The organism is Embleya sp. NBC_00896 (assembly GCF_045207785.1).
Classification (GTDB): Bacteria; Actinomycetota; Actinomycetes; order Streptomycetales; family Streptomycetaceae; genus Embleya.
The window spans coordinates 6,082,524-6,105,386 of sequence record NZ_CP108776.1; the positions used below are offsets into that span (position 1 = coordinate 6,082,524).

Here is a 22,863-nt window from a genome sequence, read left to right on the forward strand (position 1 = left end):
TCGAAGCGCGCGTTCGGCCGTTTGGCCCCCTCCCGCGGGGTGCCTCACCCCCCCCGACCTCACAGACCTCCGTAGCTACTTGCCCCTCCCGCGTCCCTCCAGTCTCACTCGATCGGGGAATGGCGGGCAGCCCTCGGACCCGTGACGATTGACCGCGAAGGCCGGTTCATCCAAGGGGAGGCGGAATCGTTGTCGATCGATGCTGGGGTGGGGACCGAAAGCGAAGCTCAGGACACGCAGGCTCGGTCGAGTCTCGCGACGGCGGCGGCGCGAAACCTCGCGACGACCACCAAGACCGTCCCGCAGATGCAGGACATCACGTCGCGTTGGCTGCTGAAGATGCTGCCGTGGGTCCAGGTGTCCGGTGGCACCTACCGGGTCAACCGACGGCTGAGCTACCGGGTGGGCGACGGACGCGTGCAGTTCGTGCAGACCGGCGCCGAGGTTCGGGTGATCCCGGCGGAGTTGGGGGAGTTGGCCCCGCTGCGCGGGTTCGAGGACGAAGAGGTGCTGCGCGCGCTCGCGGACCGCTTCGTCCGGCGCGAGTTCGCCGCAGGGGAGACCCTCGCGCAGGCGGGGGCGCCGAACGACCGGGTCTTCCTGGTCGTGCACGGCAAGATCAGCAAGTTCGGCGAGGGCCCCTACGGCGACCGGACGACGCTCGGACTGCTGGGCGACGGTGACCACTTCGGTGAGCGGATGCTCGTCGACGAGGCGTCGGCGTGGGAGTACACGGCCACCGCGGCCACCGCGGTGATCGTCCTGGAGATGCCCAGAGAGGCATTCGACGGAGTGCACGCCGACGCGTTGCGTGCGCACCTCGCGGAGTACGCGCAGGGCAGCAGCCGGCCGCAGAACGCCAAAGGCGAGGCGGAGATCCCGATGTCCGCCGGCCACCACGGCGAGGCGGTGCTGCCGGGCAGCTTCGTGGACTACGAACTCAAGCCGCGCGAGTACGAGTTGAGCGCGGCGCAGACGGTGCTGCGGGTGCACAGCCGGGTCGCCGACCTGTACAACCAGCCGATGGACCAGATCGAGCAACAGCTGCGACTGACCATCGAGGCGCTGCGCGAGCGGCAGGAACACGAGCTGATCAACAACCGCGAGTTCGGGCTGCTGCACAACGCGGACTACGACCAGCGGATCCAGGCCCAGGCGGGCCCGCCGACGCCCGACGACATGGACGAGCTGCTCAGCCGCCGGCGCGGCTCCAGGATGTTCCTGGCCCATCCGCGCACGATCGCCGCGTTCGGCCGCGAGTGCAGCCGCTTGGGCCTGTACCCGGGCACGGTCGACGTCGCGGGCAACCAGGTGCCGTCCTGGCGCGGCGTGCCGATCTTCCCGTGCAACAAGATCCCGATCTCCGACGCGCGCACGAGCTCGATCCTGGTGCTGCGTACGGGTGAGGACGATCAGGGCGTCGTCGGCCTGCACCAGACCGGCCTGCCGGACGAATACCAGCCGGGCCTCTCGGTGCGCTTCATGGGCATCAACGAGCAGGCGCTGATCTCGTATCTGGTCACCGCCTACTACTCGGCAGCGGTCCTGGTGCCCGACGCGTTGGGCGTCCTGGAGAACGTCGAGATCTCCCGGGCCCGGTGAGGAAGGTCACGAAAGTCACGAAAGTGTGTCAAAGGGGTCGTCGGCGGTAATAGGCCCGGCTGGAGATCGCGCGATCACCCGACGCGCGCGGTCGCAGCGACAGGAGGCTCGAACCATGGGCACCGACGACAACATCCGCAACAAGGCCGAGAAAGCCACCGGCCGGGCCAAGGAGAAGGTCGGCGACGTGACCGGCGACGAGGACCTGCGCGCGGAAGGCCAGGAGCAGCAGGGCGCCGCGAAGGCCCGGGAGGTCGCCGACGAGGCCAAGGACAAGGCCACCGAGGCGATCAACAAGATCAAGGGCGCCTCCAAGCGCGACTGATCACACGCGACGTGTCCGTGCGGCTCCCGTTTTCGAACGGGGGCCGCGCGGCTGTGTGATCGCCGGCGGGGAATTTCCGAAATCGCCCGGCCGGTCAGCGCAGTCTGAGGGCCAGAAAGAAGTCCACCTTGTCTTCCAGGCGGGCCAGTTGACGCCCCGTCAGCTCCTCGATGCGGCCGATCCTGTAGCGCAGCGTATTGACGTGCACGTGCAACCGGGCCGCGCAGCGCGTCCACGATCCGTCGCAGTCGAGGAAGACCTCCAGCGTGGTGACCAGGTCGGCCTGATGGCTCTCGTCGTACGCGCGCAGCGGCTCCAGGAGCCGGCCGCGGAAGGCACGGCGGACGTCCTCGGGCACGGCCGCGAGCAGCGCGACGTGGGAGGCCAGCTCGGCGTGCCCGACCACCTCGACCCGCCCGCTCCTGGTGCCCGCGATCCGGCCCGCGTGCCACGCCTCCTCCAGCGCGCCGCGCAGACCGTCGGCACGGGCCACCCGCGCGCTCACGCCGATGTGCACGCGCACGCCGCCCGCCGTCGGGCCGTCGAACGCGGCCAGCCGCTCGCGCAGCAGGCGCGTGGTGGGGTCCGGCTCGGTGCCGTCCGGGTCGCCCGGGCCCTCGCACGGGATCAGCGCGACCGCGCCGGGCCCGGTCGCGGACACCAGGGCCGGGATGGGCTGATCCGCCAACGCCTCCTCGAGCAGGACCCGGGCCAGCCGCTGCGCGTCGCCCGAGGGCAGGTCCGGCAGCGCGGCCGTGGCGAACTGCCAGCGGGTCCCGCCGGCCCCCTCCTCGGCCACCCGAAGCCGCGCGGCCACCTCGACCGGGTCGGCGCCGGACGCCAGCAGGTTCAGCACGTCCTCGGACAGCCGCCGGGTGCGTCGGCGCTGGTCCTCGACCCGGTCGCGCCCCACCGACACCAGCCGGACCAGCTCGCCGAGCAGCGCCTGGTGCCGGTCGGGCCAGTCGGTGACGTCGTCCTCGACCGCCAGGAACCAGTCGCCCCACGCGTCCGGGTCGACCGACCCGCCCGCCTCGGACACCGGCAGCAGCGAGAACGAGCGCCCGTCCACGCGGTAGCGGAACGGCACCCGGGCCTTGCGCTCGCGGGCGCCGAGGTGCGCGCGGGCCATCTTGACGCGCAGCCCCGGCGGGAGATCGGGCCCGCCCGCCGCGGCCTGGCGACCGGTCAGCGAGAGCACCCAGCAGTGGATGTCGATGTCGGCCGCGACCAGGCCGAGCACCCCGTCCAGTCCGGCCCCGCCGGCGGCGGCCTGGACCAGGCGCCGGTGCCGGTCGACCACCGCGGTCAGGTCGGTGGCCCGCTCGGCGGAGATCCGCCGGACCACGAACTCGGTCAGGTGCGCGAAGGACAGTTCCTCCTCGACCGCGAACAGCGGCAGATGGTGCCGTTCACACGCGGTGACCAGATCGGGGGGAATGTCCCCGATCTCGGCCTGCCCGGCGGCCAGCGCCGTGGCGCCGCCCTTGGTCAGCACCCGGACGAAGCGATCGGAGTCCTCCGGGCCCGAGCGCCAGCCCATGCCGGTGAGCACGAGGGCACCGGCGGTGAGGTAGCGGCTGGGGTCGTGCAGGTCGGTGGTCATCACCGCCCGCACCGTGCGATCGAGCTCCCCCTCGCCCACCAACAGTCGAATGCCCGATATTCCGCTACCGGTTATTCCATCGCCGAGAAGCGCGCGCAATCGCATCGACGGCCCCCTCTCGATCGAGCAGTGCACCGGCCCGGCGCACGGCGGATCCGTCATACCGGTTCGACGACCGGGCGAACACTTGGAGAAAAGTACGGGAACAACCCCCGCTTGACACGCCTGGGTCATGTCTTCCGTGGGTACTCACAGTGACCCTCGTCTCGGTGTACTGGTGCGCACCCTCCGAACCACTTCACCCCGAGCGAAGCGCCCCCCGCGACGGGTACAAGGACGGTAGGGCCACACGCAAGGCAGAAGGAGACACCCGTCATGGAATTCCTGCGGCCCGCGACGTGGGAGGAGGCGCTCGCCGTCAAGGCGCAGCACCCGTCCGCGGTCCCGATCGCCGGTGGCACCGACGTGATGGTCGAACTGAACTTCGACCGGCATCGTCCGGACGCCCTGCTGGATCTCAACCGTATCCGCGAGTTGCACGAGTGGCAGATCGAGGACGACGGAACGGTACGCCTCGGCGCCTCCGTCCCGTACTCGCAGATCATCGACTCGCTGCACGACCGGCTTCCGGGCCTGTCGCTCGGTGCGCACACCGTGGGCTCGCCGCAGATCCGCAACCGCGGTTCGGTCGGCGGCAACCTCGGAGCCGCGTCGCCCGCCGGCGACGCGCACCCGCCGCTGCTGGCATCCGGTGCCACCGTCGAGGCGGCCTCGGCGCGCGGCACCCGGCTGATCCCGATCGACGACTTCTACCTCGGGGTCAAGCGGAACGCGCTGGAGCCCGACGAGCTGATCCGGGCGATCCACATCCCCTCGGCGACCGGGCCGCAGCAGTTCGCCAAGATCGGCACCCGCAACGCGATGGTGATCGCGGTGTGCTCGTTCGCGGTCGCGCTGCACCCGGACGCCCGGGACGTGCGGACCGGGATCGGCTCCGCCGCCCCGACGCCGCGCCGGGCGAGCGAGGCCGAGGCGTTCATCCGCGCCGAGCTCGCCGACACGGGGCTGTGGACCAGCGGCGCCGAACTGCCGATCGCGACCGCGAAGCGCTTCGGCGAGCTGGTCGCCCGGGCGGCCTCGCCGATCGACGACGTGCGCGGCTCGGCCGCGTACCGGCGACACGCGCTCGCCGTCATGGCGCGCCGCACCCTGCTTTGGACCTGGAACGACCACCGCGACACCGGGAGGGCCGCCGCATGAGGGTCACATTCACCGTGAACGGCCGCCCGACCGAGGCGGACGACGTATGGGAGGGCGAGAGCCTGCTCTACGTCCTGCGCGAGCGGGTCGGGCTGCCCGGTTCCAAGAACGCGTGCGAGCAGGGCGAGTGCGGTTCCTGCACGGTCTATCTCGACGGCGACCCGGTGTGCGCGTGTCTGGTCGCGGCCGGCCAGGTGCAGGACCGCGAGGTCGGCACCGTCGAGGGGCTCGCCGACGGCGACACGCTGGACGCGGTCCAGCAGGCGTTCGTGGACGCGGGCGCCGTGCAGTGCGGGTTCTGTACGCCGGGCCTGCTGGTCCAGACGCACGACCTGCTCAACAAGGCGCACCACCCGTCCGACGCGGAGATCCGCGAGGCGCTCTCGGGCAACCTGTGCCGCTGCACGGGCTACGAGAAGATCATGGACGCGGTCCGACTCGCCGCCGCCCGCAAGGCGGACGCTCGCGATGTGGCCGCGGCCGGACGGGAAGGCTGAGTCATGGCCGGTCTGACCAAGCCCAAGAACCTCCAGCACGTGATCGCGCCCGGCCGCGACGGCATCGGTGCCTCGCCGCTGCGCCCGGACGGGATCCTCAAGGTCAAGGGCGACTTCGCGTACTCCTCGGACCTGTGGCACGAGGACATGCTGTGGGGGATGGCGCTGCGCAGCCCGCACGCCCGGGCCCGGATCCTGTCCGTGGACGTCGCTCAGGCGCTCGCCCAGCCGGGCGTGTACGCGGTGCTCACCCACGAGGACATCCCCGGCGCGAAGTACTACGGCCTGGAGATCCAGGACCAGCCGGTGCTGGCGATCGACGAGGTCCGCTTCCACGGCGAGCCGATCGTGATCGTCGCGGCCGACCACCCGGAGACCGCGCGGCGCGCGATCGCCAAGATCGTGGTCGAGTACGACGTGCTGCCCTCGATCGGTCCGGTCGAGGCGCTCGACCCACAGACGTACGGCTACGTGCACCAGCCGGCGGACTACAAGGCGCACGCCTCCGCCAACATCGTGCACAGCCAGCACATCCACCACGGCGACGGGGATTCGGCGCGGGTGCGGGCGCTCGCCGACGTGATCGTGCGCGGCGAGTACGAGGTCGGCATGCAGGACCAGGCGTTCCTGGGTCCCGAGTCCGGCCTCGCGGTGCCCGCCGAGGACGGCGGCATCGACCTGTACATCGCGACCCAGTGGCTGCACGTGGACCAGCAGCAGATGTGCCCGGTGCTCGGCCTGCCGCCGGAGAAGGTCCGGCTCACCCTGGCCGGGGTCGGCGGCGCGTTCGGCGGTCGCGAGGACATCTCGATGCAGGTGCACGCGTGCCTGCTCGCGCAGCACACCGGCAAGCCGGTCAAGATCGTCTACAACCGCGAGGAGTCGTTCTTCGGGCACGTGCACCGACACCCGGCGACGATGGTGTTCGAGCACGGCGCGACCCGCGACGGCAAGCTCGTGTTCGTCAAGGCCGAGATCGTGCTCGACGGCGGCGCGTACGCGTCGGCCTCGCCCGCGGTGGTCGGCAACGCGGCCTCGCTGGGCATCGGCCCGTACGTGATCCCGAACGCGGTGGTCGACTCGACGGCGGTGTACACGAACAACCCGCCGTGCGGCGCGATGCGCGGGTTCGGGGCGGTCCAGATGTGCTTCGGCTACGAGACCCAGATGGACCGGCTGGCCGCGGAACTGGGCATGGACCCGGTCGAGTTGCGGCAGCTCAACGCGATGGAGCAGGGGTCGGTGCTGCCCACCGGGCAGGCCGTGGACGCCCCCGCGCCAGTCGCGGACCTGCTCCGGCGGGTCAAGGAGATGCCGCTCCCGCAGTCGGAGAACTGGCGGACCGCGGACGGTGCGGACGTGCGCGAGCTGCCCGGCGGGCTGTCCAACACCACGCACGGCGAGGGTGTCGTGCGTGGGATCGGCTACGCGGTCGGCATCAAGAACGTCGGCTTCTCCGAGGGCTTCGACGACTACTCGACCGCCCGGGTGCGCCTGGAGGTCATCAACGGCGAGCCGGTCGCGCTCGTGCACACCGCGATGGCCGAGGTGGGCCAGGGCGGGGTCACCGTGCACGCGCAGATCGTGCGCACCGAGCTGGGCGTGGACCAGGTGACGATCGCGCCCGCGGACACGCAGGTGGGTTCGGCCGGTTCCACGTCCGCGTCGCGGCAGACGTACATGACCGGCGGTGCGGTCAAGATGGCCGCCGAGGCGGTCCGCACGACGGTGCTCGGCCGCGGTCGGGACCGGTACGGGTGGGCGCCGGCGTTCACGGCGGGCCTGCTGCTCGCGGGCGGCAAGGTGGCCGACCCCGGCGGCGAGGTCGTCGCGGACCTGGTCGAGCTGCTCGGCGACGAGCCGGTGGAGGAGACGACCCAGTTCCACCACCGCCCGACCGAGGCGTTCGACAAGGTCACCGGACAGGGCTTCGGCCACGTCCAGTACACGTTCTGCGCGCACCGCGCGGTCGTGGACGTCGACGTCGAGCTCGGCCTGATCAAGGTGATCGAGCTGGCCGCCGCGCAGGACGTCGGCAAGGCGATGAACCCGCTCGCGGTGGTCGGTCAGATCCACGGCGGCAGCACGCAGGGCCTGGGCCTGGCGGTGATGGAGGAGATCATCGTCAAGGACGGCAAGGTCCGGAACCCGTCGTTCACGGACTACCTGATTCCCACCATTCTCGACACGCCGCCGATGCCGGTGGACGTGCTCGAACTGGCCGACCCCAACGCCCCGTACGGGCTGCGCGGGGCCGGCGAGGCACCCACCCTCTCCTCGACACCGGCGATCGTCGCGGCGATCCGCGCGGCGACCGGACTGGCCCTGACCCGGGTACCGGTCCGGCCGGAACATCTCACTGGGACCTGAGACACCGTCAGTTCCGGAATCCACACCGCAGTACGGGCCCGGCGGCGGCGCAGACGTCGCCCCCGGGACCGGACCGGTCCGACTCCGCACGGCCGATCGCCGTGTCGTCGAACGGACGCGCCCCCACGCAGGAAGGTCGCCGTCGTCGCCTGCCCGAAACCGAATTCGGGCCGCCCCGCGACCCGGCGGCCGGCTCCACCCCAACAACACCTAAGACACTTGGGAGTGGGAAGTGGCTCAGACCTCGGTTCCGACGGAACCCGGCGAGAATCCCCCGAATCCGCCACGCGACTCGGGGGCGATGATCGCGCCCGACCCGCCGCCGACCGGCAACGCGTCGGCCGGCTCCGGCGCGCTCGACACGTACTTCAGGATCAGCGCGCGCGGCAGCTCGGTGGGCCGCGAACTGCGCGGCGGCCTCACCACCTTCATGGCGATGGCGTACATCCTGCTGCTCAACCCGATCCTGCTCGGTGGCAAGGACGTCGACGGGGCGCAGCTCGACCCCGCGCAGATCACCACGATGACCGCGCTGGCCGCGTTCATCACCACGGTCGCGATGGGCCTGATCGGCAACGTGCCGCTCGCGCTCGCCGCGGGCCTTTCGGTGGCCGGCGTGGTCGGCAACCAGGTCGCCGCGGAGATGACCTGGCCGCAGGCGATGGGCCTGTGCGTCATCTACGGCCTGATCATCATGCTGATGGTCGTCTCGGGTCTGCGCGAGCGGATCATGAACGCCATCCCGATGGCGCTCAAGCACGCCATCACGATCGGGATCGGCCTGTTCATCGCGATGATCGGCCTCAACAAGGCCGGCGTCGTGACCGAGAACGCCGCTCCGGGCGGGCCGCCGGTCACGCTCGGCCCGGCCGGCGAGCTCGCCGGCTGGCCGGTCCTGATCTTCGCGGTCACGGTCGTCTCGATCTTCCTGTTGATGGCCCGCAACATCCGCGGCGCGATCCTGATCGGGTTGGTCTTCGGCACCCTGCTGGCGATGGTGGTCAACGCCGTCGTCGACATATCCGACCAGACCTGGGGCGGTGGCGTCCCGAACCTGCCGGACAAGGTGGTCGACTCGCCCGACTTCGGGTTGTTCGGTGACGTGAGCGTGTTCGGCGGCTTCGCCGAGGCCGGCGGCATCACCGCCTCGGTGCTGGTGTTCACCCTGGTGTTCGCGGGCTTCTTCGACGCCATGGCGACGATCATCGGCATCGGCAACGAGGCCAAGCTCGTGGACGACAAGGGGCGCATGCCCGGTCTGTCCAAGGCCCTGGCGATCGACGGCGCGGGGGGCATCATCGGTGGCGTGACCAGCTCTTCGGGGCAGACGGTCTTCATCGAGTCGGCGACCGGCGTCGGCGACGGCGCGCGGACGGGTCTGTCCAGCGTGGTCACCGGCGGCATCTTCGGCCTGATGCTGTTCTTCACCCCGATCGCGGGCGTGGTCCCGGACCAGGTCGCGGCGGCCGCCCTCGTGGTGATCGGCTCGATGATGATCACCCAGGTCAAGCACATCGACTGGGACGACAAGGCGGCGGCGATCCCCGCGTTCCTGACCATCGTGCTGATGCCGTTCACCTACTCGATCACCGCGGGCGTCGGGGCCGGCGTGATCGTCTACACCCTGATCAAGGCCGCGCAGGGCAAGTGGCGGGACATCGGCCCGCTGATGTGGATCCTCACCCTCGCGTTCCTCGTGTTCTTCGCGCTCCACCCGATCAAGGAGTGGTTGGGCGTCAGCTGACGTGCCCGACCGCCCCCCCACAGCCCAAGGAGACGTCGATGCTCGACCTCGGGACCGAACTCGCGGCATGGCGACGTGCGGGAACGCCATACGCCCTGGCCACCGTCGTCGGCGTCAGCGGGAGCGCACCCCGCCCCCCGGGTGCGGCGCTCGCGGTGGGCGCCGACGGCACGGTCGTCGGAAGCGTCTCGGGCGGGTGTGTGGAGGGTGCGGTGTACGCGTTGTGTCAGGAGGCGCTGGAGAGCGGTACCCCGGTGCTCCAGCGCTTCGGCTACAGCGACGAGGACGCCTTCGCCGTGGGTCTGACCTGCGGCGGAGTGATCGACGTGTTCGTACAGCGCGGCGGCGACGCCGCCGTGGAGGCGGCATTGGCCGCGGCCGAACGGGACATCCCCGTGGCCGCGGCCCGGGTCGTCGCCGGACCGGCCGAGCTGCTCGGCAGGGTCGTCACGGTCGTCGCCGACCAGGGCGTGATCTCCACCACCGGTACATACGGCGCCGATCCCGCGCTCGACGCGTCGGTGATCGGCGAGACGCGCGCGCTGCTCGACATGGGCCGCTCCGGCCTGTTGACGCTGCGGCAGGACGGCCGGCCGTGCCCGGAGGCAGCGCCGGAGGACGTCACGATCTTCGTGGAGAGCCGCACCCCGGCGCCGCGCCTGCTGGTGTACGGCGCGATCGACTTCGCGGCGGCGGTCACCCGGATGGGCAAGCTGTTGGGCTACCGGGTCACCGTCTGCGACGCGCGGGAGGTCTTCGCGACCCGGCGGCGCTTCCCCGACGCGGACGAGGTCGTGGTCGACTGGCCGCACCGGCACCTGGCCTCGGTCGCGGACACGCTGGACGGCCGCACGGTCGTCGCGGTGCTCACCCACGACCCGAAGTTCGACGTGCCCCTGCTCGAACTCGCCCTTCGCCTCGGGGTCGGCTACGTCGGCGCGATGGGCTCCCGCCGCACGCACGACACGCGCATGGAGCGGCTGCGTGAAATCGGGCTCACCGAGCGCGAGTTGACCGCCCTGCACTCGCCGATCGGCCTCGATCTGGGGGCTCGCACCCCGGAGGAGACGGCCCTGTCCGTGTTCGCCGAGGTGGTCGCCGGCCGCACCGGCGCGACGGGCCTGCCCCTGCGCGTGGCGGGCGGGCCGATCCACCGGGCGGCGTGAGCGGTCGGTCCCCGGAGCCGTGATCGGGCTCAGCCGCCGATCGACACCCCCGACGTGACCGGCGTGATGGTGCCGGTGATCGCCCGTGCCTGTGCCGAGGCCAGGAACGCCACGACGTCCGCGATGTCCTCGGGCCGGGTGAGCCTGCGCAGCGCCGACGACTTGGTCATCTCGTCGCGCACCGTCGTCACCGGCACGCCCCGGCGGTCCGCGATGTCCGCCATGTACGCGGCGAGTTTGGCGTTGTCGGTGTAGCCCGCGACGACCACGTTGACCCGCACGCCGTCGGGGCCGACCTCCTTGGCCAGCACGCCGGAGGCGACTTCCATCGCGCCCTTGGTCGCCGCGTACGCGCCCAGGTTCACCAACTTCGCGCGCGGCGCCTCCGAGCTGATCTGCACGATCGACCCGCCGCCGACCGCGCGCATGTACGGCAGCGCCGCACGCGAGACCGCGAGCACGCCGAGCACGTTGATCTCGAACGCGCGCCGGAACTCCGCGGGATCCAGGTCCTCCAGGCGCCCCGCCGGGTTGTACGTCGCGACGTTCACGACCACGTCGACCCGGCCCAGTTCCTTCGCCGCGGTGTCCACGAGCGCGCGACACGCGTCCTGGTCGGCGAGATCGGTCGGCACGTCGAGCACCCGACGGCCGGTCAGGTCGGCGATGTCGGCCGCGAGTCGCCGCAGCGGCTCGGGACGGCGCGCGGCGACCACGACATCGGCGCCGGATCGCGCGAGCGCGATCGCACACGCCCGCCCGATGCCGTCCCCCGCCCCCGCGACGATTGCGACGCGTCCGTCCGGTTCCTCCGCCATGGCACCTCCGTGTGACCGTGCGAATACCTCGAGAATCGGTACCCGTCCTATCGCACGGTGCTTTCAATCGCCATGATCATCCGGTTGGGTTACTGTGCGCGGCCGTTCGCCGCCGAAGCGTCAACCCGGCAAGCCGTACCGACACCACCGGAGGCACCGATGCCCACCGTCGTACTGATCGGAACGCTCGACACCAAGGGATCCGAATACGCGTGGCTGGCCTACCGCCTGCGCGCCCGGGGCGCGGAAGTCGTCCTGATGAACGTGGGCGTGCTCGGCGACGCGCTCGCCCAGGCGGATGTCCAGGCGTCCGATGTCGCCGCCGCGGCCGGCACCGATCTGGCCGACCTGCGCACCCGCGCCGACCGCGGCGCGGCCACCACCGCGATGGCCGAGGGCGCCGCGACCATCCTGCGTGACCTGTACGAGCAGGGCCGGGTCGACGGCGTGCTCGCGGTCGGCGGCTCGGGCGGATCGGCGATCGCGTCGCACGCGATGCGCGCGCTCCCGGTCGGGGTGCCCAAGCTGCTCGTGTCCACGATGGCGGCGGGCGACGTGTCGCCGTACGTCGGCGCCGTGGACGTCACGATGATGTACAGCGTGGTCGACATAGCCGGGATCAACCGGCTCTCCGAGCGCATCCTGGGCAACGCGGCCGACGCGATCGCCGGGATGGCCGGCGGCTTCGCCGAGGACCGCGCGGCGGTCGCGGGGGTGACCGGCGAGGGGCGTCCGCTGATCGCCGCGTCGATGTTCGGGGTGACCACCCCGGCGGTGGACGCGGCGCGCGAGCGGCTCACCGAGCTGGGCTACGAGGTCCTGGTCTTCCACGCCACCGGCGCGGGCGGCACCTCGATGGAGAACCTGGCCGAGGCCGGTTTCCTGGCCGGGATCCTCGACCTGACCACCACCGAGCTGGCCGACGACCTGGTCGGCGGCGTGCTGACCGCGGGCCCGGAGCGGCTCGGCGCCGCCGGGCGGATGGGGCTGCCGCAGGTGGTCAGCGTCGGGGCCCTGGACATGGTCAACTTCGGCCCGCGCGACACCGTGCCCGAGCGGTTCGAGCAGCGGAAGCTGTACGTGCACAACCCGACGGTGACGCTGATGCGCACCACGCCGGAGGAGAACGCCGAACTGGGCCGGCGGATCGCGGCCAAGCTGGTCGCCGCGACCGGCCCGACCGCGCTGTACCTGCCGCTGCGCGGGGTCTCGGCGATCGACGTCGAGGGCGCGCCCTTCCACGACCCCGCCGCCGACGCCGCGTTGTTCGACGCGCTGCGGGTGGGACTCGCCGGCAGCTCCGTCGAGCTGTACGAGTCGGACACCGACATCAACGACCCGGCGTTCGCCACGGCGGCGGCGGATCGGTTGCACCACCTGATCATCAAGGGGAGCGAGGACTGACATGAACGGACGCGAGGCGCGCGGTCGGCTGCGCACGACGGTCGAGCGGGGCGGGGTGGTGGTCGGCGCGGGGGCGGGCACCGGCCTGTCGGCCAAGTGCGCCGAGGCCGGCGGCGTGGATCTGATCATCATCTACAACTCCGGCCGCTACCGGATGGCCGGCCGCGGCTCGCTCGCCGGCCTGCTGCCGTACGGCGACGCCAACGCGATCGTGGTCGACATGGCCGGCGAGGTGCTGCCGGTGGTCCGCGACACCCCGGTACTCGCGGGGGTGTGCGGCACGGACCCGTTCCGGATCATGCCGCACTTCCTGGACCAGCTCGCCGCGATGGGCTTCGCGGGGGTCCAGAACTTCCCCACGGTCGGGCTGTACGACGGCGTCTTCCGGCAGAACCTGGAGGAGACGGGCATGGGCTACGACCTCGAGGTGGAGATGATCCGGCTCGCCGCCGAGCGCGGCCTGCTCACCGCGCCCTACGTCTTCGACCCCGAGCAGGCCCGCGCGATGGCCGCGGCCGGGGCCGACGTGCTGGTCCCGCACATGGGGCTGACCACCAAGGGCAGTATCGGCGCGACCACCGCGCTCACCCTCGACCAGGCGGTCGAGCGGGTCCAGGCGATGCGCGACGCGGCGGCCGAGGTCGATCCCGACGTGCTGGTGCTGTGTCACGGCGGTCCCATCGCCGAGCCCGAGGACGCCGCGTACGTGCTCGCCAACACCATCGGCGTGGTCGGGTTTTTCGGCGCCTCCAGCATGGAGAGGCTCCCGACCGAGCTGGCCATCACCGCCCAGGCGAGGGCCTTCAAGCAGATCGGCGGCAAGAGCGTCACCGACGACCGGGACGCCTGGGAAGCCCGGGACCTCCCGGAAGCACCGGACACCTACCGAGACAGCGAGGACTGAGACATGTACAAGCTCACCGTCTTATACGGCCACCCCACCGATCCGGCGGCGTTCGACTCCTATTACTGGGAGAAGCACGTCCCGCTCGCCCGCACGATGCCGGGCCTGACCGGCTGGACCATCGGCACCTGCGAGCCCGACCCCGCCGGGGGGAAGCCGCCCTATTACATGGTGGTCGCGCTGTACGCGGAATCCCGCGCGGGGATCGAAGCGGTCCTGGATTCGCCCGAGGGCCGGGCCACGGTGGCCGACGTGCCCAATTTCGCGACCGGCGGCGCGACGTTCCTTTGGGACGAAGAACGGGTAGTCGTACCTGTGGAGCTGCCCGCGACGGAATAGCCCCGTGTTGACGCACGGGTGATCACGCGGCTGCGCACCGTGGACGCCGGAACGGTGACCTGCGAAGATCCCGACAATTCGGGCAAAGTGGTGTTATTCCAGCCTGTCGGGCACGTCACAAAGCGGTCGAAATGTTTGCCAACCGGGCGAACCGGTGCGTAGTTTCGTGGTTGTTCGCACAAGCGGACTCCCCGGGCGGTACGCCGAATCCTGCCGCCGCTCGAGGGACGCAGTCGATATCGACTGGCGGCAGGAGCGGGGGAACCAAGTGGTGCGACATCGGCACTGTCGATGTCTTTGGGGTGAAGCCATGCCTGAATCAGGCGAGGCCGGGCCATTCGTCCGAACCCGACAGCTAACTTCGTAGGCGCCCGACGAGGTAATCAATGACGTTCCGTGCCATCACCGCTCCCGTTCGCTCGCTCTCTCGTGGCCGTCGCGCCGGCATCGCCGTCGCCGCCGGTGCGGGTCTCGTCCTTCCCCTCGTGGGCATGACGGGCAGCGCGAGCGCCGCGACCTCGTCCGAGTGGGACAAGGTCGCCCAGTGCGAGAGCACCGGTAACTGGGGCATCAACACTGGCAACGGTTTCTCCGGCGGTCTGCAGTTCACCCCGAGCACCTGGAAGGCGTTCGGCGGCACCGAGTACGCGGCCAACGCCGAGAACGCCACCAAGACGCAGCAGATCGCTGTCGCCGAGCGCGTTCTCGCCGGCCAGGGCCCCGGCGCGTGGCCGGTCTGCTCGCAGAAGGCCAACCTGGGCAAGGGCAACGCGTCCGCCCAGGCCGAGTCCTCGACGGCGACGACCGGCAAGACCAAGACCAAGGTCGAGCAGAAGGCCGCGCCGAAGAAGTCCACGGAGCAGTCCGTGAGCGAGGCCGCGCCGAAGAAGTCCACGGAGCAGTCCGTGACCGAGGCCGCCCCGAAGGTCCGGGTGCAGCACAAGCAGAGTGACACCGCGACCAAGGCCGGGCCGAAGTCCGCCGCCTCCAAGCAGGCGTCGACCTCCGGCCGCTACACGGTCAAGGCCGGCGACACGCTGTCCGACATCGCGTCGAAGAACGGCGTCAAGGGTGGCTGGAAGGCCCTCTACAACGCCAACAAGAGCGCCATCGGCGACAACCCGAACCTGATCAACATCGGTGCCAAGCTGGCGTTCTCCGCCTGACGCACCATCACGACGTAGGCCCCGCCGAATACTTCGGCGGGGCCTACGCCCATTTTCCGGGCCGTCGGCCCGGCTTGCCGCTCAGGTCGCCTCGTCGGGCCCCTCGCGCAGCCACAGCAGGGCGAGTTGGGTGCGGTTCGCGCAGCCGACCGTCTGCATCGCGTACGTCAGATGCTTCTTGACCGTGTCCCCGGTGATCGACAGCACCGCGGCGATGTCGCGGTTGGTCAGCCCGCGCGCGACGAGCGCGGCGATCTCGGCCTGACGCGGCGTCAAACGGGTGATCAGGCTCGGCGGTCGGGTGGGCCGATCGATGAAGAGGGCGAACAGATTGCCCAGGTGCCGGGACAACAGCGTGGCCACCGCGACGTCGCGCGCGCCGAACGCGCCGGATTCGGTGCCCAACAGGCCGATCCCGCCGCATCGGGTCGGCCCCGGGAGCGGCACCACGATCTTCGCGTGGATGCCCATCGGGTACAGGAACGACTCCAGGTAGCGCACGTGTGCCGCCCGCACCGGCTTGGGCAGCGATTCGAGCGTGAGCGGCACGGCCTTGCGCCCGGGCGCGGCACGCAGCGCGATCAGGTGGAACGGGTCGTCGCGATGGAAGGTCTCCATGTACGGCACCAGGCCGCGGAGTCCGATCCCGGTCGCGAGCGGGTCGCGGTCCTCGAAGATCGCGGGCAGATTCGAGCCGGTGAAGAACGTCGTGTCGCGATAACCGAAGTACCGCGCGAGCGCGTCGAGCACGCTCTCCCGGAACGTCGCGACGTCGGCCGCTCGCGCGCACTCGTCGAGTAATCGCAACAGCCGCTCCAGGTCCCGACGTTCGACCAGGTCGAAGTCACCCGCGAGGTCTGGCTCGAACCGGGCTGCGACACTCAACGCGACCTCCGACAAAGCGACCTCCGGCCGGCGACCTCCGACAAAGCGACCTCCGAAAGCGCCGGGGGGAGGGCCGATTATGCCGAAGGAACTCCACCTTTGGGCCATGTCGCCGGCGCCCCCGACCCCACAGGATGGAACACGAGGGTCACGCTCCGAGACCGAGGGGGGAACGCGTGCGGCTCAGGCCGCGCGGGTCACGGGCGTGACGTTGGGGGAACGGCAGCCGGGCGGCCTGCCGTCGGGTTGTGCTCGAACGCCGGACGGGCTTGAAGAAGCCCCTCCGGCGTTCGAGGACGGTCCCCATGGCGGTCTTTACGGCGGTCCCTGTGGCGGTCTCCGGGACGGCACCGACGGTCAGGCCCGTGCGGCCTTGGCCAGGGCGTCGATCGGCTCCGGCGGGACCGGATTCGCGTGCTGTCGCGCCTCGGCGTCGTCGGGGCCGCGGCCGGTGTGGTTGAGCAGCAGGTTGAGCACGACGGCGATGATCGAGCCGGCCGAGATGCCGGACTCGGCGATCATGCCGAACTTCTCCGGGAACGCGTGGTAGAAGTCCGGGAACGCGATCGGGAAGACGCCGAAGGCCAGCGCGACCGCCACGATCAGCGCGTTCGACCCGGCGTTCAGATCGGCCTTGCCGAGCGTGCGGATGCCCGCGACCGCGACGGTGCCGAACAGGACCACGCCGGCGCCGCCGAGGACCGGTTGCGGGACGAGCGCCACCAGCCCGCCGACGATCGGCATCAGGCCCATCAGGACCAGGAATCCGCCGCACACCGCGACCACGAACCGGCTGCGGATCCGGGTCAGCGCGACCAGACCGATGTTCTGCGCGAAGGCCGTGCACGCGAAGCCGTTGAAGACGCCGCCGAGCGCGGTGGCCAGGCCGTCCGCGCGCAGGCCGCCCGCGATCGTCCTGTCGTCGGCGGGTTTGTCCACCACCTCGCTCAGCGCGATGATGTCGGCCGTCGACTCGGTCATGCACACGATCATGACGACGACCATGGAGATGGTCACCGACACGTCGAACTGCGGTGCGCCGAACGCGAACGGCTCGGGGACCTCGAAGATCGCCAGTTTGCCCAGCGCGTCGCCGTCGACCTTGTCGAACGGGATCGCGAGCAGCGTGCCGAAGAGCAGACCGAGCAGGATCGCGATGCGCTGGAGGAATCCGGTCAGGACGCGGTGCAGGACCAGGATCGCCACCAGCGTCGCGGCGGCGAGGCCGAGGTTGGTCGGCGAGCCGTAGTCGGACGCCTTCGCGTCGCCGCCCTGCGACCAGTTGCCCGCGACGGGCAGCAGGGACACCCCGATCAGGGTGATCACCGTGCCGCTGACCACCGGCGGGAAGAACCTGACGAGTCGGCAGAACACCGGCGCGAGCAGGAAGCAGAACACCCCCGCGACGATCGTCGAACCGAAGATGATCGGCAGCGTCGCGTCCTGCTTGGACGCCGCGACCGCCAGGATCGGGGACACCACGGCGAACGTGACGCCGTTGACGAACGGCAGCCGCGAACCGATCCGCCAGAACCCGAGCGTCTGCAACAGCGTCGCGAGGCCGGCGATCAGCAGGCTCGCGCCGAGCAGCGTGGTCATCTCGGCGGCGGAGAGGCCGAGCGCGCCGCCGATGATCAGCGGCGGGGCCGCGACTCCGGCGTACATCGTGGCCACGTGCTGCAGGGCGCCGACGAGCATGCGCCCGGGCGGCAGGAGCTCGTCCACGGGGTGTACGGCCCCGGATCCGGCCGTGCTCTCGGCCTCGGCCCCGGTCCCGGCTCCGGCCCCGGCCCCGGCCCCGGTCCCGGCCTCAGCCACGGATCCGGCTCCGCTCTCGGCCACGGATGCGGCTGCGGTCCCGGCCGGGTCGGCCCCGGTATCCGGGTCCGCCGCGCCTGCGGTCTTCCTGGTGGTTCTCCAGCCCATGATCGGTGCCTCCACATCGGGTGCCGCCTCGCGACGGCCCGGCCCATTGGACGTACTGGATCGCAGGATCGGCCGGGGGGAGTGGATGCAGATCCGGGGCGATCCCCTCGCCGACTATTTCGCCATACGGAATCAACATTCCGTTGAGCAGAACGAGACTGTAGGGACGGGCCGGATCGCCGGTCAATAGCTACAGCCGTCGCGGCCGCGGCCGGCGAAATCTTGTGTCTTCCTCCAAGCGGGTACTCGCTCCCCAGCGGACTCCCGGTCGACGCCGACCTCGGGGTGGGCCGCGAAGATCGAAGGAGCGTATGGCCAATCTCAGGTAATTCGGGCAAATGGCCCCACTGACGATAAGATTGCGTTTGGAATGCCCTTGCGGCGTTAAAATCTTCTGACATAGGTTCTTCAAACCGTGGTTCCTGCTTTCTCCTGTGAGGGGTCCATGCCGAACATGACCCGCGTAGCCGTCCGTACCGCCGTCGACCACCCGCTGTGGCCGGTGCTGAAGGAATCCGTCGCCAACCTGCGTCCGCTGCAGGCCAAGGACGGTTCGATCGAGCCGGCCGGGCACGCGTCCGCGCGCACGCTGGTCGACGACATCACGTCGTCGATCACCGGGCTCGCGCCGCTGTTCCCCCACGACGAGGCCTACCTCGACGCCGTGGTGACCGACTTCCGGCGGTGGGCGGTGGAGGGTTTCGGCCGCCCCGACTTCCTGGACTCGCTCGTCGCCTTCCGGCCCGAGCAGGCCCGGTACGACGGGCTCGAACACCTCGTGGTGTTCCCGATGACCACGCAGAACGGCAATCCGAACCGCAACGTCGAGGCCGTGCTGCTGCGCGTGGTGTGGCCCGAGTGGCTCGCCGCGCTGGAGGCCGAGCGCTACGACAACGCGATGTTCGTGCCGATCACGTTCGTCGACTTCACCGCGGGATACGACACCGACTCGGCCGTGCTCTTCCCCGAGACGGTGGCCGTGCGCGAGGTGCCGCGGTTCACCTGGGGCGGCATCTTCTGCGACCGCGAGGCGGCCCGCTTCCGCCGGGTCGGGGCGGCCGCGTCGGTCAGCCTCGGCCTGGACCTGCCGCCGGCCGCCGCCGAGGTGGTGGCCAGTCAGGAGCTCGCGCAGGACGCGTTCGTGCTGTGGGACCTGATCCACGACCGCAGCCACATGCGCGGCCACATGCCGTTCGACCCGTTCATGATCAAGCAGCGGATGCCCTTCTGGATGTACGCGCTGGAAGAGCTGCGCTGTGACCTGACGGCGTTCCGCGAGGCCGTCACGCTCGCCGCCGAGGGCGTGGCCACCGCCCGCTCGGTGCAGTACGCGATCGTGTTCGACCGGCTCTTCCGCTTCCCGGTGACCGGCGGGCGGGTGCGCAACTACGACGGGCTCGGCGGCCAGCTGCTCTTCGCCCACCTGCACCGCGACGGCGTGCTGAACTGGGCCGACAACCGGCTCACCGTCGACTGGGACCGGATCGAGGGCTCCGTGCTGGGGCTGTTCGACGAGGTGGACCGGCTCTACCGCGAGGGCGTGGACCGCTCGCGGGTCGGGCACTGGCTCGCGGCCTACGAGCTGGTCGCCAAGTACGTTCCGCCGCACCCCGGTTCGGTGTGGGCGCGTGGGCCCGCCGCACTGCCGATGGACGGGCCGCCCAAGGCGCTCGTGGACGCGGTGCTGCCGGACGAGTTCCCGCTGAGCATGTTCTACGAGGCGCTCAACCGGCGCCTGCGCGATGTCATCGCGTCGACCCGCGGCATCACGGCGGGCAGCGACGCGGAGGGCATGGACGACCGCACGATGAACGAGGAGTCGGCGTGATGAACGGTTTGGACGGTGCGGTGATCGCGGTCGCCGGAGCGGGTGGACCGGCCGGGCGGGCGGTCGCCGCGCGGCTCGCGCGTGCCGGGGCCCAGGTGTACGGCGCGGACGCGGACGGCGGGCGGCTGCGGGAGAGCATGGCGGCCGCACCCGGCGCGCGCGGCGCCGTGGTCGACCTGTTGGACCCGGAGGCGACCCGCCGTTGGGCCGGCGAGATCGAGCACGAGCACGGTCGCGTGGACGGGCTCGTGCACCTGGTCGGCGGGTGGCGCGGCGGCAAGGAGTTCGGCGACAACTCGCTCGACGACTGGGCCTTCCTGCACGACCTGCTGGTGCGTACCGTCCAGCACACCAGCCTCGCCTTCCACGAAGCGCTCGCGCGCAGCCCGCGCGGGCGGTTCGTGCTGGTGTCCGCCGAGGCGGCCGGGAAGCCGACGGCGGGCAACGCCGGCTACGCGGCGGCGAAATCCGCCGCCGAGACCTGGACGCTCGCGCTCGCGGACGCCCTCAAGGAAACGGACGCCGCCGCCGTGGTGCTGGTGGTCAAGGCGCTCGTCAACGACGCGATGCGGGAAGCTCGACCCAACGCCAAGTTCGCCGGCTTCACCGATGTCGCCGATCTCGCCGACGAGATCGCCGGCCTGTGGAGCACCGATGCAACCGACCTGAACGGGAAAAGACTGTGCCTGAACGTCCCCTGACCCCGCGTCACGACCCCAACGCGCGCGGCTTCGCGAGTGACAACTACGCGGGTATCCACCCCGAGGTGCTCGCCGCGATCGGCACCGCGAACGGCGGACACCAGGTCTCGTACGGCGAGGACGTGTACACCGAGCACCTCACCGACGTCTTCCGCGCCCACTTCGGCGATCGCGCGCAGGTGTTCCCGGTGTTCAACGGCACGGGCGCGAACGTGGTCGGTCTCCAGGCGATGACCGACCGATGGGAATCGGTGATCTGCGCCGAGACCGCGCACATCAACGTGGACGAGTGCGGCGCGCCGGAGAAGGTCGCCGGGCTCAAGCTGCTCACGGTGGCCGCCCCCGACGGCAAGCTCACGCCCGAGCTGGTCGACGCACACGCGTGGGGCTGGGGCGACCAGCACCGCGCGCAGCCCCGGGTCGTGTCGTTCGCCGAGAGCACCGAGCTGGGCAGCGTGTACACGCGGGACGAGATCGCGGCGCTCGTCGCGCACGCGCACGACCACGGGATGCTCGCGCACCTGGACGGCTCGCGGCTCGCGAACGCGGCCGCCGCGCTGGACGTGCCGCTGCGCGCGCTGAGCACGGACGTCGGGGTCGACGTGCTGTCGTTCGGCGGTACCAAGAGCGGCCTGATGTTCGGCGAGGCCGTCGTCGTGCTCAACCCCGAGGCCGTGCGTGGTGTGGCCTACCTGCGCAAGGCCGCGATGCAGCTCGCGTCGAAGATGCGGTTCGTGTCGGTCCAGTTCGAGGCGCTGCTCGCGGGCGATCTGTGGCTGCGCAACGCGCGGCACGCGAACGCGATGGCGACCCTGCTCGCCGAGCGGGTCGGCGGGCTCGACGGGGTGACGCTGTCCCGGATGCCGCAGGCGAACGCGGTGTTCGCGGTACTGCCGGCGGACGTGACCGAGCGGATGCAGAAGCGGTTCCGGTTCTACACCTGGAACGAGTCGATCGGCGAGGTCCGCTGGATGACGGCGTTCGACACGACCGAGGCCGACGTCGAGGCGTTCGCGACGGCGCTCGCAGAGGAGCTCGGCGCGCGGTAGCGAGCTGGTTGGTATCGAGTAGGTCGTAGGCCGGAAGCGGGCCGGGGCATGATGCCCCGGCCCGCTTTCGCGTGTTCCGGATCGGGATGGTCGCGCCCTGCCTCCGGGTGGTCCGACGGGTGGTCCCAGGGGTGCGCTCAGGCCAACCCGAAGCCGTCCGCGAGCGTGTCGAGCGCGCTCGCGAGCAGGATCGGGGCGGTGTGGCCCATGCCGGTGAACTGGCCGGCCACCTCCAGGCCCACGATCCCGTGCAGCTGCGTCCAGGTGAGTACGGCGCCCGCGAGGGCCGGCCCCGCGTTGTCCGGGTCGCCGGCCGCGCCGCCCGCGCCCTCCAGCCAGGCGCGGACCGCCGGCTCGTCCCGGGCCCAGGTCTGCATCTGGCCCACCACGGGGGCGATCGAGGGGCTCGGGACGCCCTCGGCGTACACGGTGAGGAACGGCGCGAGGGCCGCCCGCGCGCGCAGCAGCGTGTCCGGGGGTGCGGTGTACCCGGGCAGCGGGGTGCCCGCGATCAGCAGGTAGCGGTGCGGCTGCTCGACGGCCCAGCCCCGGTGGGCCGCGCCGAGCGCGTGCAGCCGGGCTCGCGGCCGCTTGCGCGCGGCGGCGGTCGCGGCGGCCTCGATGGCGCTCGCCAGGTCGTCGTACGCGTCCCGGATGAGGGCGCTGAGCAGGTCGTCGCGGCTCGCGAAGTAGCGGTAGAGGGCGGGCCCCGACATGCCCAACTGCTTGGCGATCCGGGTCAGCGCGACGCCCTCCATGCCGCCGTCGGCGAGTTGGCGCAGGGCGATCTCCTTGATCTCGGCGCGGGTCTGCTCCCTGAAGCGGGCCCGGGGGCCCTCGATGGTCGGTGTCACGAGTGCGTCCTAACGTCGAGCGTGCGATCAACGATAGCAAGTCTTATTGATCGTAACCAAAGCGACTGACTATAACCTGCGTGGCGTCGATTCCGACTGGAGAGACCGAGGACGACGGCTACCTGTTGACGGCCGTGAGCGATCTGGCTCGGGACGCCTCGGAGACCACGGCCGAGACCGATCGCCCGGGAGCCGCGGGCGCGGACGGACGGGTGTCCTTCGGGAGGTGTGTCCTACCGCGTAGCGTCGCGTCGCTGGTGGGGCGGGCGCGCGTCTCGGTGTTCGTCGCGGTGCACAAGGGGCGCGAGCTGCCCGCGGTCCTGACGGACGCGGTGCTCGCCTCGGGCGACGAGCGCCTGCTGCTGCTCGAACTCCTCGACACGGCGGCGGCCGTCGCGAGCCCGCGAAAGGTCTGAGGC

General features: G+C 71.1%; 20 protein-coding genes and 1 riboswitch. Of the genes, 15 read left to right on the top strand and 5 right to left on the bottom strand.

What is annotated here, in order from left to right; genetic code table 11:
- Positions 1-189 precede the first annotated feature (189 nt).
- The gene (locus OG928_RS27545) at positions 190-1,602 is read left to right on the top strand and encodes a family 2B encapsulin nanocompartment shell protein (protein ID WP_406288533.1); all 1,413 of its coding nucleotides are present in this window, start codon (positions 190-192) and stop codon (positions 1,600-1,602) included.
- Positions 1,603-1,717: 115 nt separating this feature from the next.
- On the top strand, positions 1,718-1,927 hold the full coding sequence (locus tag OG928_RS27550) for a CsbD family protein (RefSeq protein ID WP_406288535.1): 210 nt from the start codon (positions 1,718-1,720) through the stop codon (positions 1,925-1,927).
- 94 nt (positions 1,928-2,021) lie between these two features.
- Here the strand turns inward: OG928_RS27550 and OG928_RS27555 are convergent, their stop codons facing one another.
- On the bottom strand, positions 2,022-3,638 hold the full coding sequence (locus OG928_RS27555) for a PucR family transcriptional regulator (protein WP_406288537.1): 1,617 nt from the start codon (positions 3,636-3,638) through the stop codon (positions 2,022-2,024).
- A 270-nt stretch (positions 3,639-3,908) separates the two neighbouring features.
- On the opposite strand from OG928_RS27555, the gene OG928_RS27560 reads away from it, so the two are divergent.
- From OG928_RS27560 to OG928_RS27580, 5 genes are all read left to right on the top strand, one after another.
- A complete protein-coding gene (locus OG928_RS27560) occupies positions 3,909-4,793 on the top strand; it encodes an FAD binding domain-containing protein (RefSeq protein WP_406288539.1) in 885 nt (294 codons plus the stop codon).
- Entirely contained in the window at positions 4,790-5,290 is a 501-nt protein-coding gene (locus OG928_RS27565) for a (2Fe-2S)-binding protein (protein ID WP_406288541.1), read from the top strand. Before OG928_RS27560 ends, OG928_RS27565 begins: the two co-directional genes overlap by 4 nt.
- Positions 5,291-5,293: 3 nt before the next feature.
- Positions 5,294-7,660, top strand: coding sequence for a xanthine dehydrogenase subunit D (pucD, locus tag OG928_RS27570; RefSeq protein ID WP_406288544.1), 2,367 nt, complete (start codon positions 5,294-5,296; stop codon positions 7,658-7,660).
- A 301-nt stretch (positions 7,661-7,961) separates the two neighbouring features.
- Positions 7,962-9,404, top strand: coding sequence for an NCS2 family permease (locus OG928_RS27575; RefSeq protein ID WP_406291259.1), 1,443 nt, complete (start codon positions 7,962-7,964; stop codon positions 9,402-9,404).
- A 38-nt stretch (positions 9,405-9,442) separates the two neighbouring features.
- On the top strand, positions 9,443-10,570 hold the full coding sequence (locus OG928_RS27580) for an XdhC family protein (RefSeq protein ID WP_406288546.1): 1,128 nt from the start codon (positions 9,443-9,445) through the stop codon (positions 10,568-10,570).
- 29 nt (positions 10,571-10,599) lie between these two features.
- Here the strand turns inward: OG928_RS27580 and OG928_RS27585 are convergent, their stop codons facing one another.
- Positions 10,600-11,388: an SDR family NAD(P)-dependent oxidoreductase gene (locus tag OG928_RS27585; protein ID WP_406288548.1), complete on the bottom strand. Its 789-nt coding sequence runs from the start codon at positions 11,386-11,388 to the stop codon at positions 10,600-10,602.
- A 159-nt stretch (positions 11,389-11,547) separates the two neighbouring features.
- On the opposite strand from OG928_RS27585, the gene OG928_RS27590 reads away from it, so the two are divergent.
- The 4 genes from OG928_RS27590 (at position 11,548) to OG928_RS27605 (ending at position 15,201) form a co-directional block, all read left to right on the top strand.
- A complete protein-coding gene (locus tag OG928_RS27590) occupies positions 11,548-12,792 on the top strand; it encodes a Tm-1-like ATP-binding domain-containing protein (protein ID WP_406288550.1) in 1,245 nt (414 codons plus the stop codon).
- Between the two features lies 1 nt (position 12,793).
- Positions 12,794-13,696 (top strand): phosphoenolpyruvate hydrolase family protein, encoded by a 903-nt coding sequence (locus tag OG928_RS27595; protein WP_406288552.1) that lies wholly within the window; start codon positions 12,794-12,796, stop codon positions 13,694-13,696.
- A gap of 3 nt (positions 13,697-13,699) precedes the next feature.
- A complete protein-coding gene (locus tag OG928_RS27600) occupies positions 13,700-14,035 on the top strand; it encodes an EthD family reductase (protein ID WP_406288555.1) in 336 nt (111 codons plus the stop codon).
- 193 nt (positions 14,036-14,228) lie between these two features.
- Positions 14,229-14,421: riboswitch (cyclic di-AMP (ydaO/yuaA leader) on the top strand.
- Positions 14,422-14,526: 105 nt separating this feature from the next.
- Positions 14,527-15,201, top strand: coding sequence for a transglycosylase family protein (locus tag OG928_RS27605; RefSeq protein WP_406288557.1), 675 nt, complete (start codon positions 14,527-14,529; stop codon positions 15,199-15,201).
- 81 nt (positions 15,202-15,282) lie between these two features.
- Here the strand turns inward: OG928_RS27605 and OG928_RS27610 are convergent, their stop codons facing one another.
- Positions 15,283-16,086: a LuxR C-terminal-related transcriptional regulator gene (locus OG928_RS27610; RefSeq protein WP_406288560.1), complete on the bottom strand. Its 804-nt coding sequence runs from the start codon at positions 16,084-16,086 to the stop codon at positions 15,283-15,285.
- Positions 16,087-16,443: 357 nt separating this feature from the next.
- Complete coding sequence (locus OG928_RS27615; protein ID WP_406291262.1) at positions 16,444-17,784, bottom strand: nucleobase:cation symporter-2 family protein; 1,341 nt, start codon at positions 17,782-17,784, stop codon at positions 16,444-16,446.
- Positions 17,785-18,457: 673 nt separating this feature from the next.
- Here OG928_RS27615 and OG928_RS27620 point away from each other — a divergent pair.
- The 3 genes from OG928_RS27620 to OG928_RS27630 are packed head-to-tail and all read left to right on the top strand — an operon-like array spanning position 18,458 to position 21,590.
- Positions 18,458-19,840 carry a DUF6421 family protein gene (locus OG928_RS27620; RefSeq protein ID WP_406288562.1) on the top strand — a complete coding sequence of 461 codons (1,383 nt, stop codon included), beginning with the start codon at positions 18,458-18,460 and terminating at the stop codon, positions 19,838-19,840.
- Positions 19,840-20,541 (top strand): SDR family NAD(P)-dependent oxidoreductase, encoded by a 702-nt coding sequence (locus OG928_RS27625; RefSeq protein ID WP_406288565.1) that lies wholly within the window; start codon positions 19,840-19,842, stop codon positions 20,539-20,541. Before OG928_RS27620 ends, OG928_RS27625 begins: the two co-directional genes overlap by 1 nt.
- A complete protein-coding gene (locus tag OG928_RS27630; RefSeq protein ID WP_406288568.1) occupies positions 20,523-21,590 on the top strand; it encodes a threonine aldolase family protein in 1,068 nt (355 codons plus the stop codon). Before OG928_RS27625 ends, OG928_RS27630 begins: the two co-directional genes overlap by 19 nt.
- Before the next feature lie 137 nt (positions 21,591-21,727).
- On the opposite strand, the gene OG928_RS27635 is transcribed toward OG928_RS27630, so the two are convergent.
- Positions 21,728-22,444 (bottom strand): TetR/AcrR family transcriptional regulator, encoded by a 717-nt coding sequence (locus OG928_RS27635; RefSeq protein WP_406288570.1) that lies wholly within the window; start codon positions 22,442-22,444, stop codon positions 21,728-21,730.
- Positions 22,445-22,524: 80 nt separating this feature from the next.
- Here OG928_RS27635 and OG928_RS27640 point away from each other — a divergent pair, with 80 nt between their 5' ends.
- Positions 22,525-22,860 carry a hypothetical protein gene (locus OG928_RS27640; RefSeq protein ID WP_406288571.1) on the top strand — a complete coding sequence of 112 codons (336 nt, stop codon included), beginning with the start codon at positions 22,525-22,527 and terminating at the stop codon, positions 22,858-22,860.
- Positions 22,861-22,863 lie beyond the last annotated feature (3 nt).

Bases quoted from the DNA above. Each gene is read 5' to 3' on its own strand.
- OG928_RS27625 (WP_406288565.1), top strand. From the start codon at position 19,840: ATGAACGGTTTGGACGGTGCGGTGATCGCGGTCGCCGGAGCGGGTGGA.
- OG928_RS27555 (WP_406288537.1), bottom strand. From the start codon at position 3,638: ATGCGATTGCGCGCGCTTCTCGGCGATGGAATAACCGGTAGCGGAATA.
- OG928_RS27575 (WP_406291259.1), top strand. From the start codon at position 7,962: ATGATCGCGCCCGACCCGCCGCCGACCGGCAACGCGTCGGCCGGCTCC.
- OG928_RS27550 (WP_406288535.1), top strand. From the start codon at position 1,718: ATGGGCACCGACGACAACATCCGCAACAAGGCCGAGAAAGCCACCGGC.
- OG928_RS27560 (WP_406288539.1), top strand. From the start codon at position 3,909: ATGGAATTCCTGCGGCCCGCGACGTGGGAGGAGGCGCTCGCCGTCAAG.
- OG928_RS27600 (WP_406288555.1), top strand. From the start codon at position 13,700: ATGTACAAGCTCACCGTCTTATACGGCCACCCCACCGATCCGGCGGCG.
- OG928_RS27595 (WP_406288552.1), top strand. From the start codon at position 12,794: ATGAACGGACGCGAGGCGCGCGGTCGGCTGCGCACGACGGTCGAGCGG.
- pucD (WP_406288544.1), top strand. From the start codon at position 5,294: ATGGCCGGTCTGACCAAGCCCAAGAACCTCCAGCACGTGATCGCGCCC.
- OG928_RS27615 (WP_406291262.1), bottom strand. From the start codon at position 17,784: ATGCTCGTCGGCGCCCTGCAGCACGTGGCCACGATGTACGCCGGAGTC.
- OG928_RS27605 (WP_406288557.1), top strand. From the start codon at position 14,527: ATGACGGGCAGCGCGAGCGCCGCGACCTCGTCCGAGTGGGACAAGGTC.
- OG928_RS27590 (WP_406288550.1), top strand. From the start codon at position 11,548: ATGCCCACCGTCGTACTGATCGGAACGCTCGACACCAAGGGATCCGAA.
- OG928_RS27565 (WP_406288541.1), top strand. From the start codon at position 4,790: ATGAGGGTCACATTCACCGTGAACGGCCGCCCGACCGAGGCGGACGAC.
- OG928_RS27585 (WP_406288548.1), bottom strand. From the start codon at position 11,388: ATGGCGGAGGAACCGGACGGACGCGTCGCAATCGTCGCGGGGGCGGGG.
- OG928_RS27580 (WP_406288546.1), top strand. From the start codon at position 9,443: ATGCTCGACCTCGGGACCGAACTCGCGGCATGGCGACGTGCGGGAACG.
- OG928_RS27620 (WP_406288562.1), top strand. From the start codon at position 18,458: ATGCCGAACATGACCCGCGTAGCCGTCCGTACCGCCGTCGACCACCCG.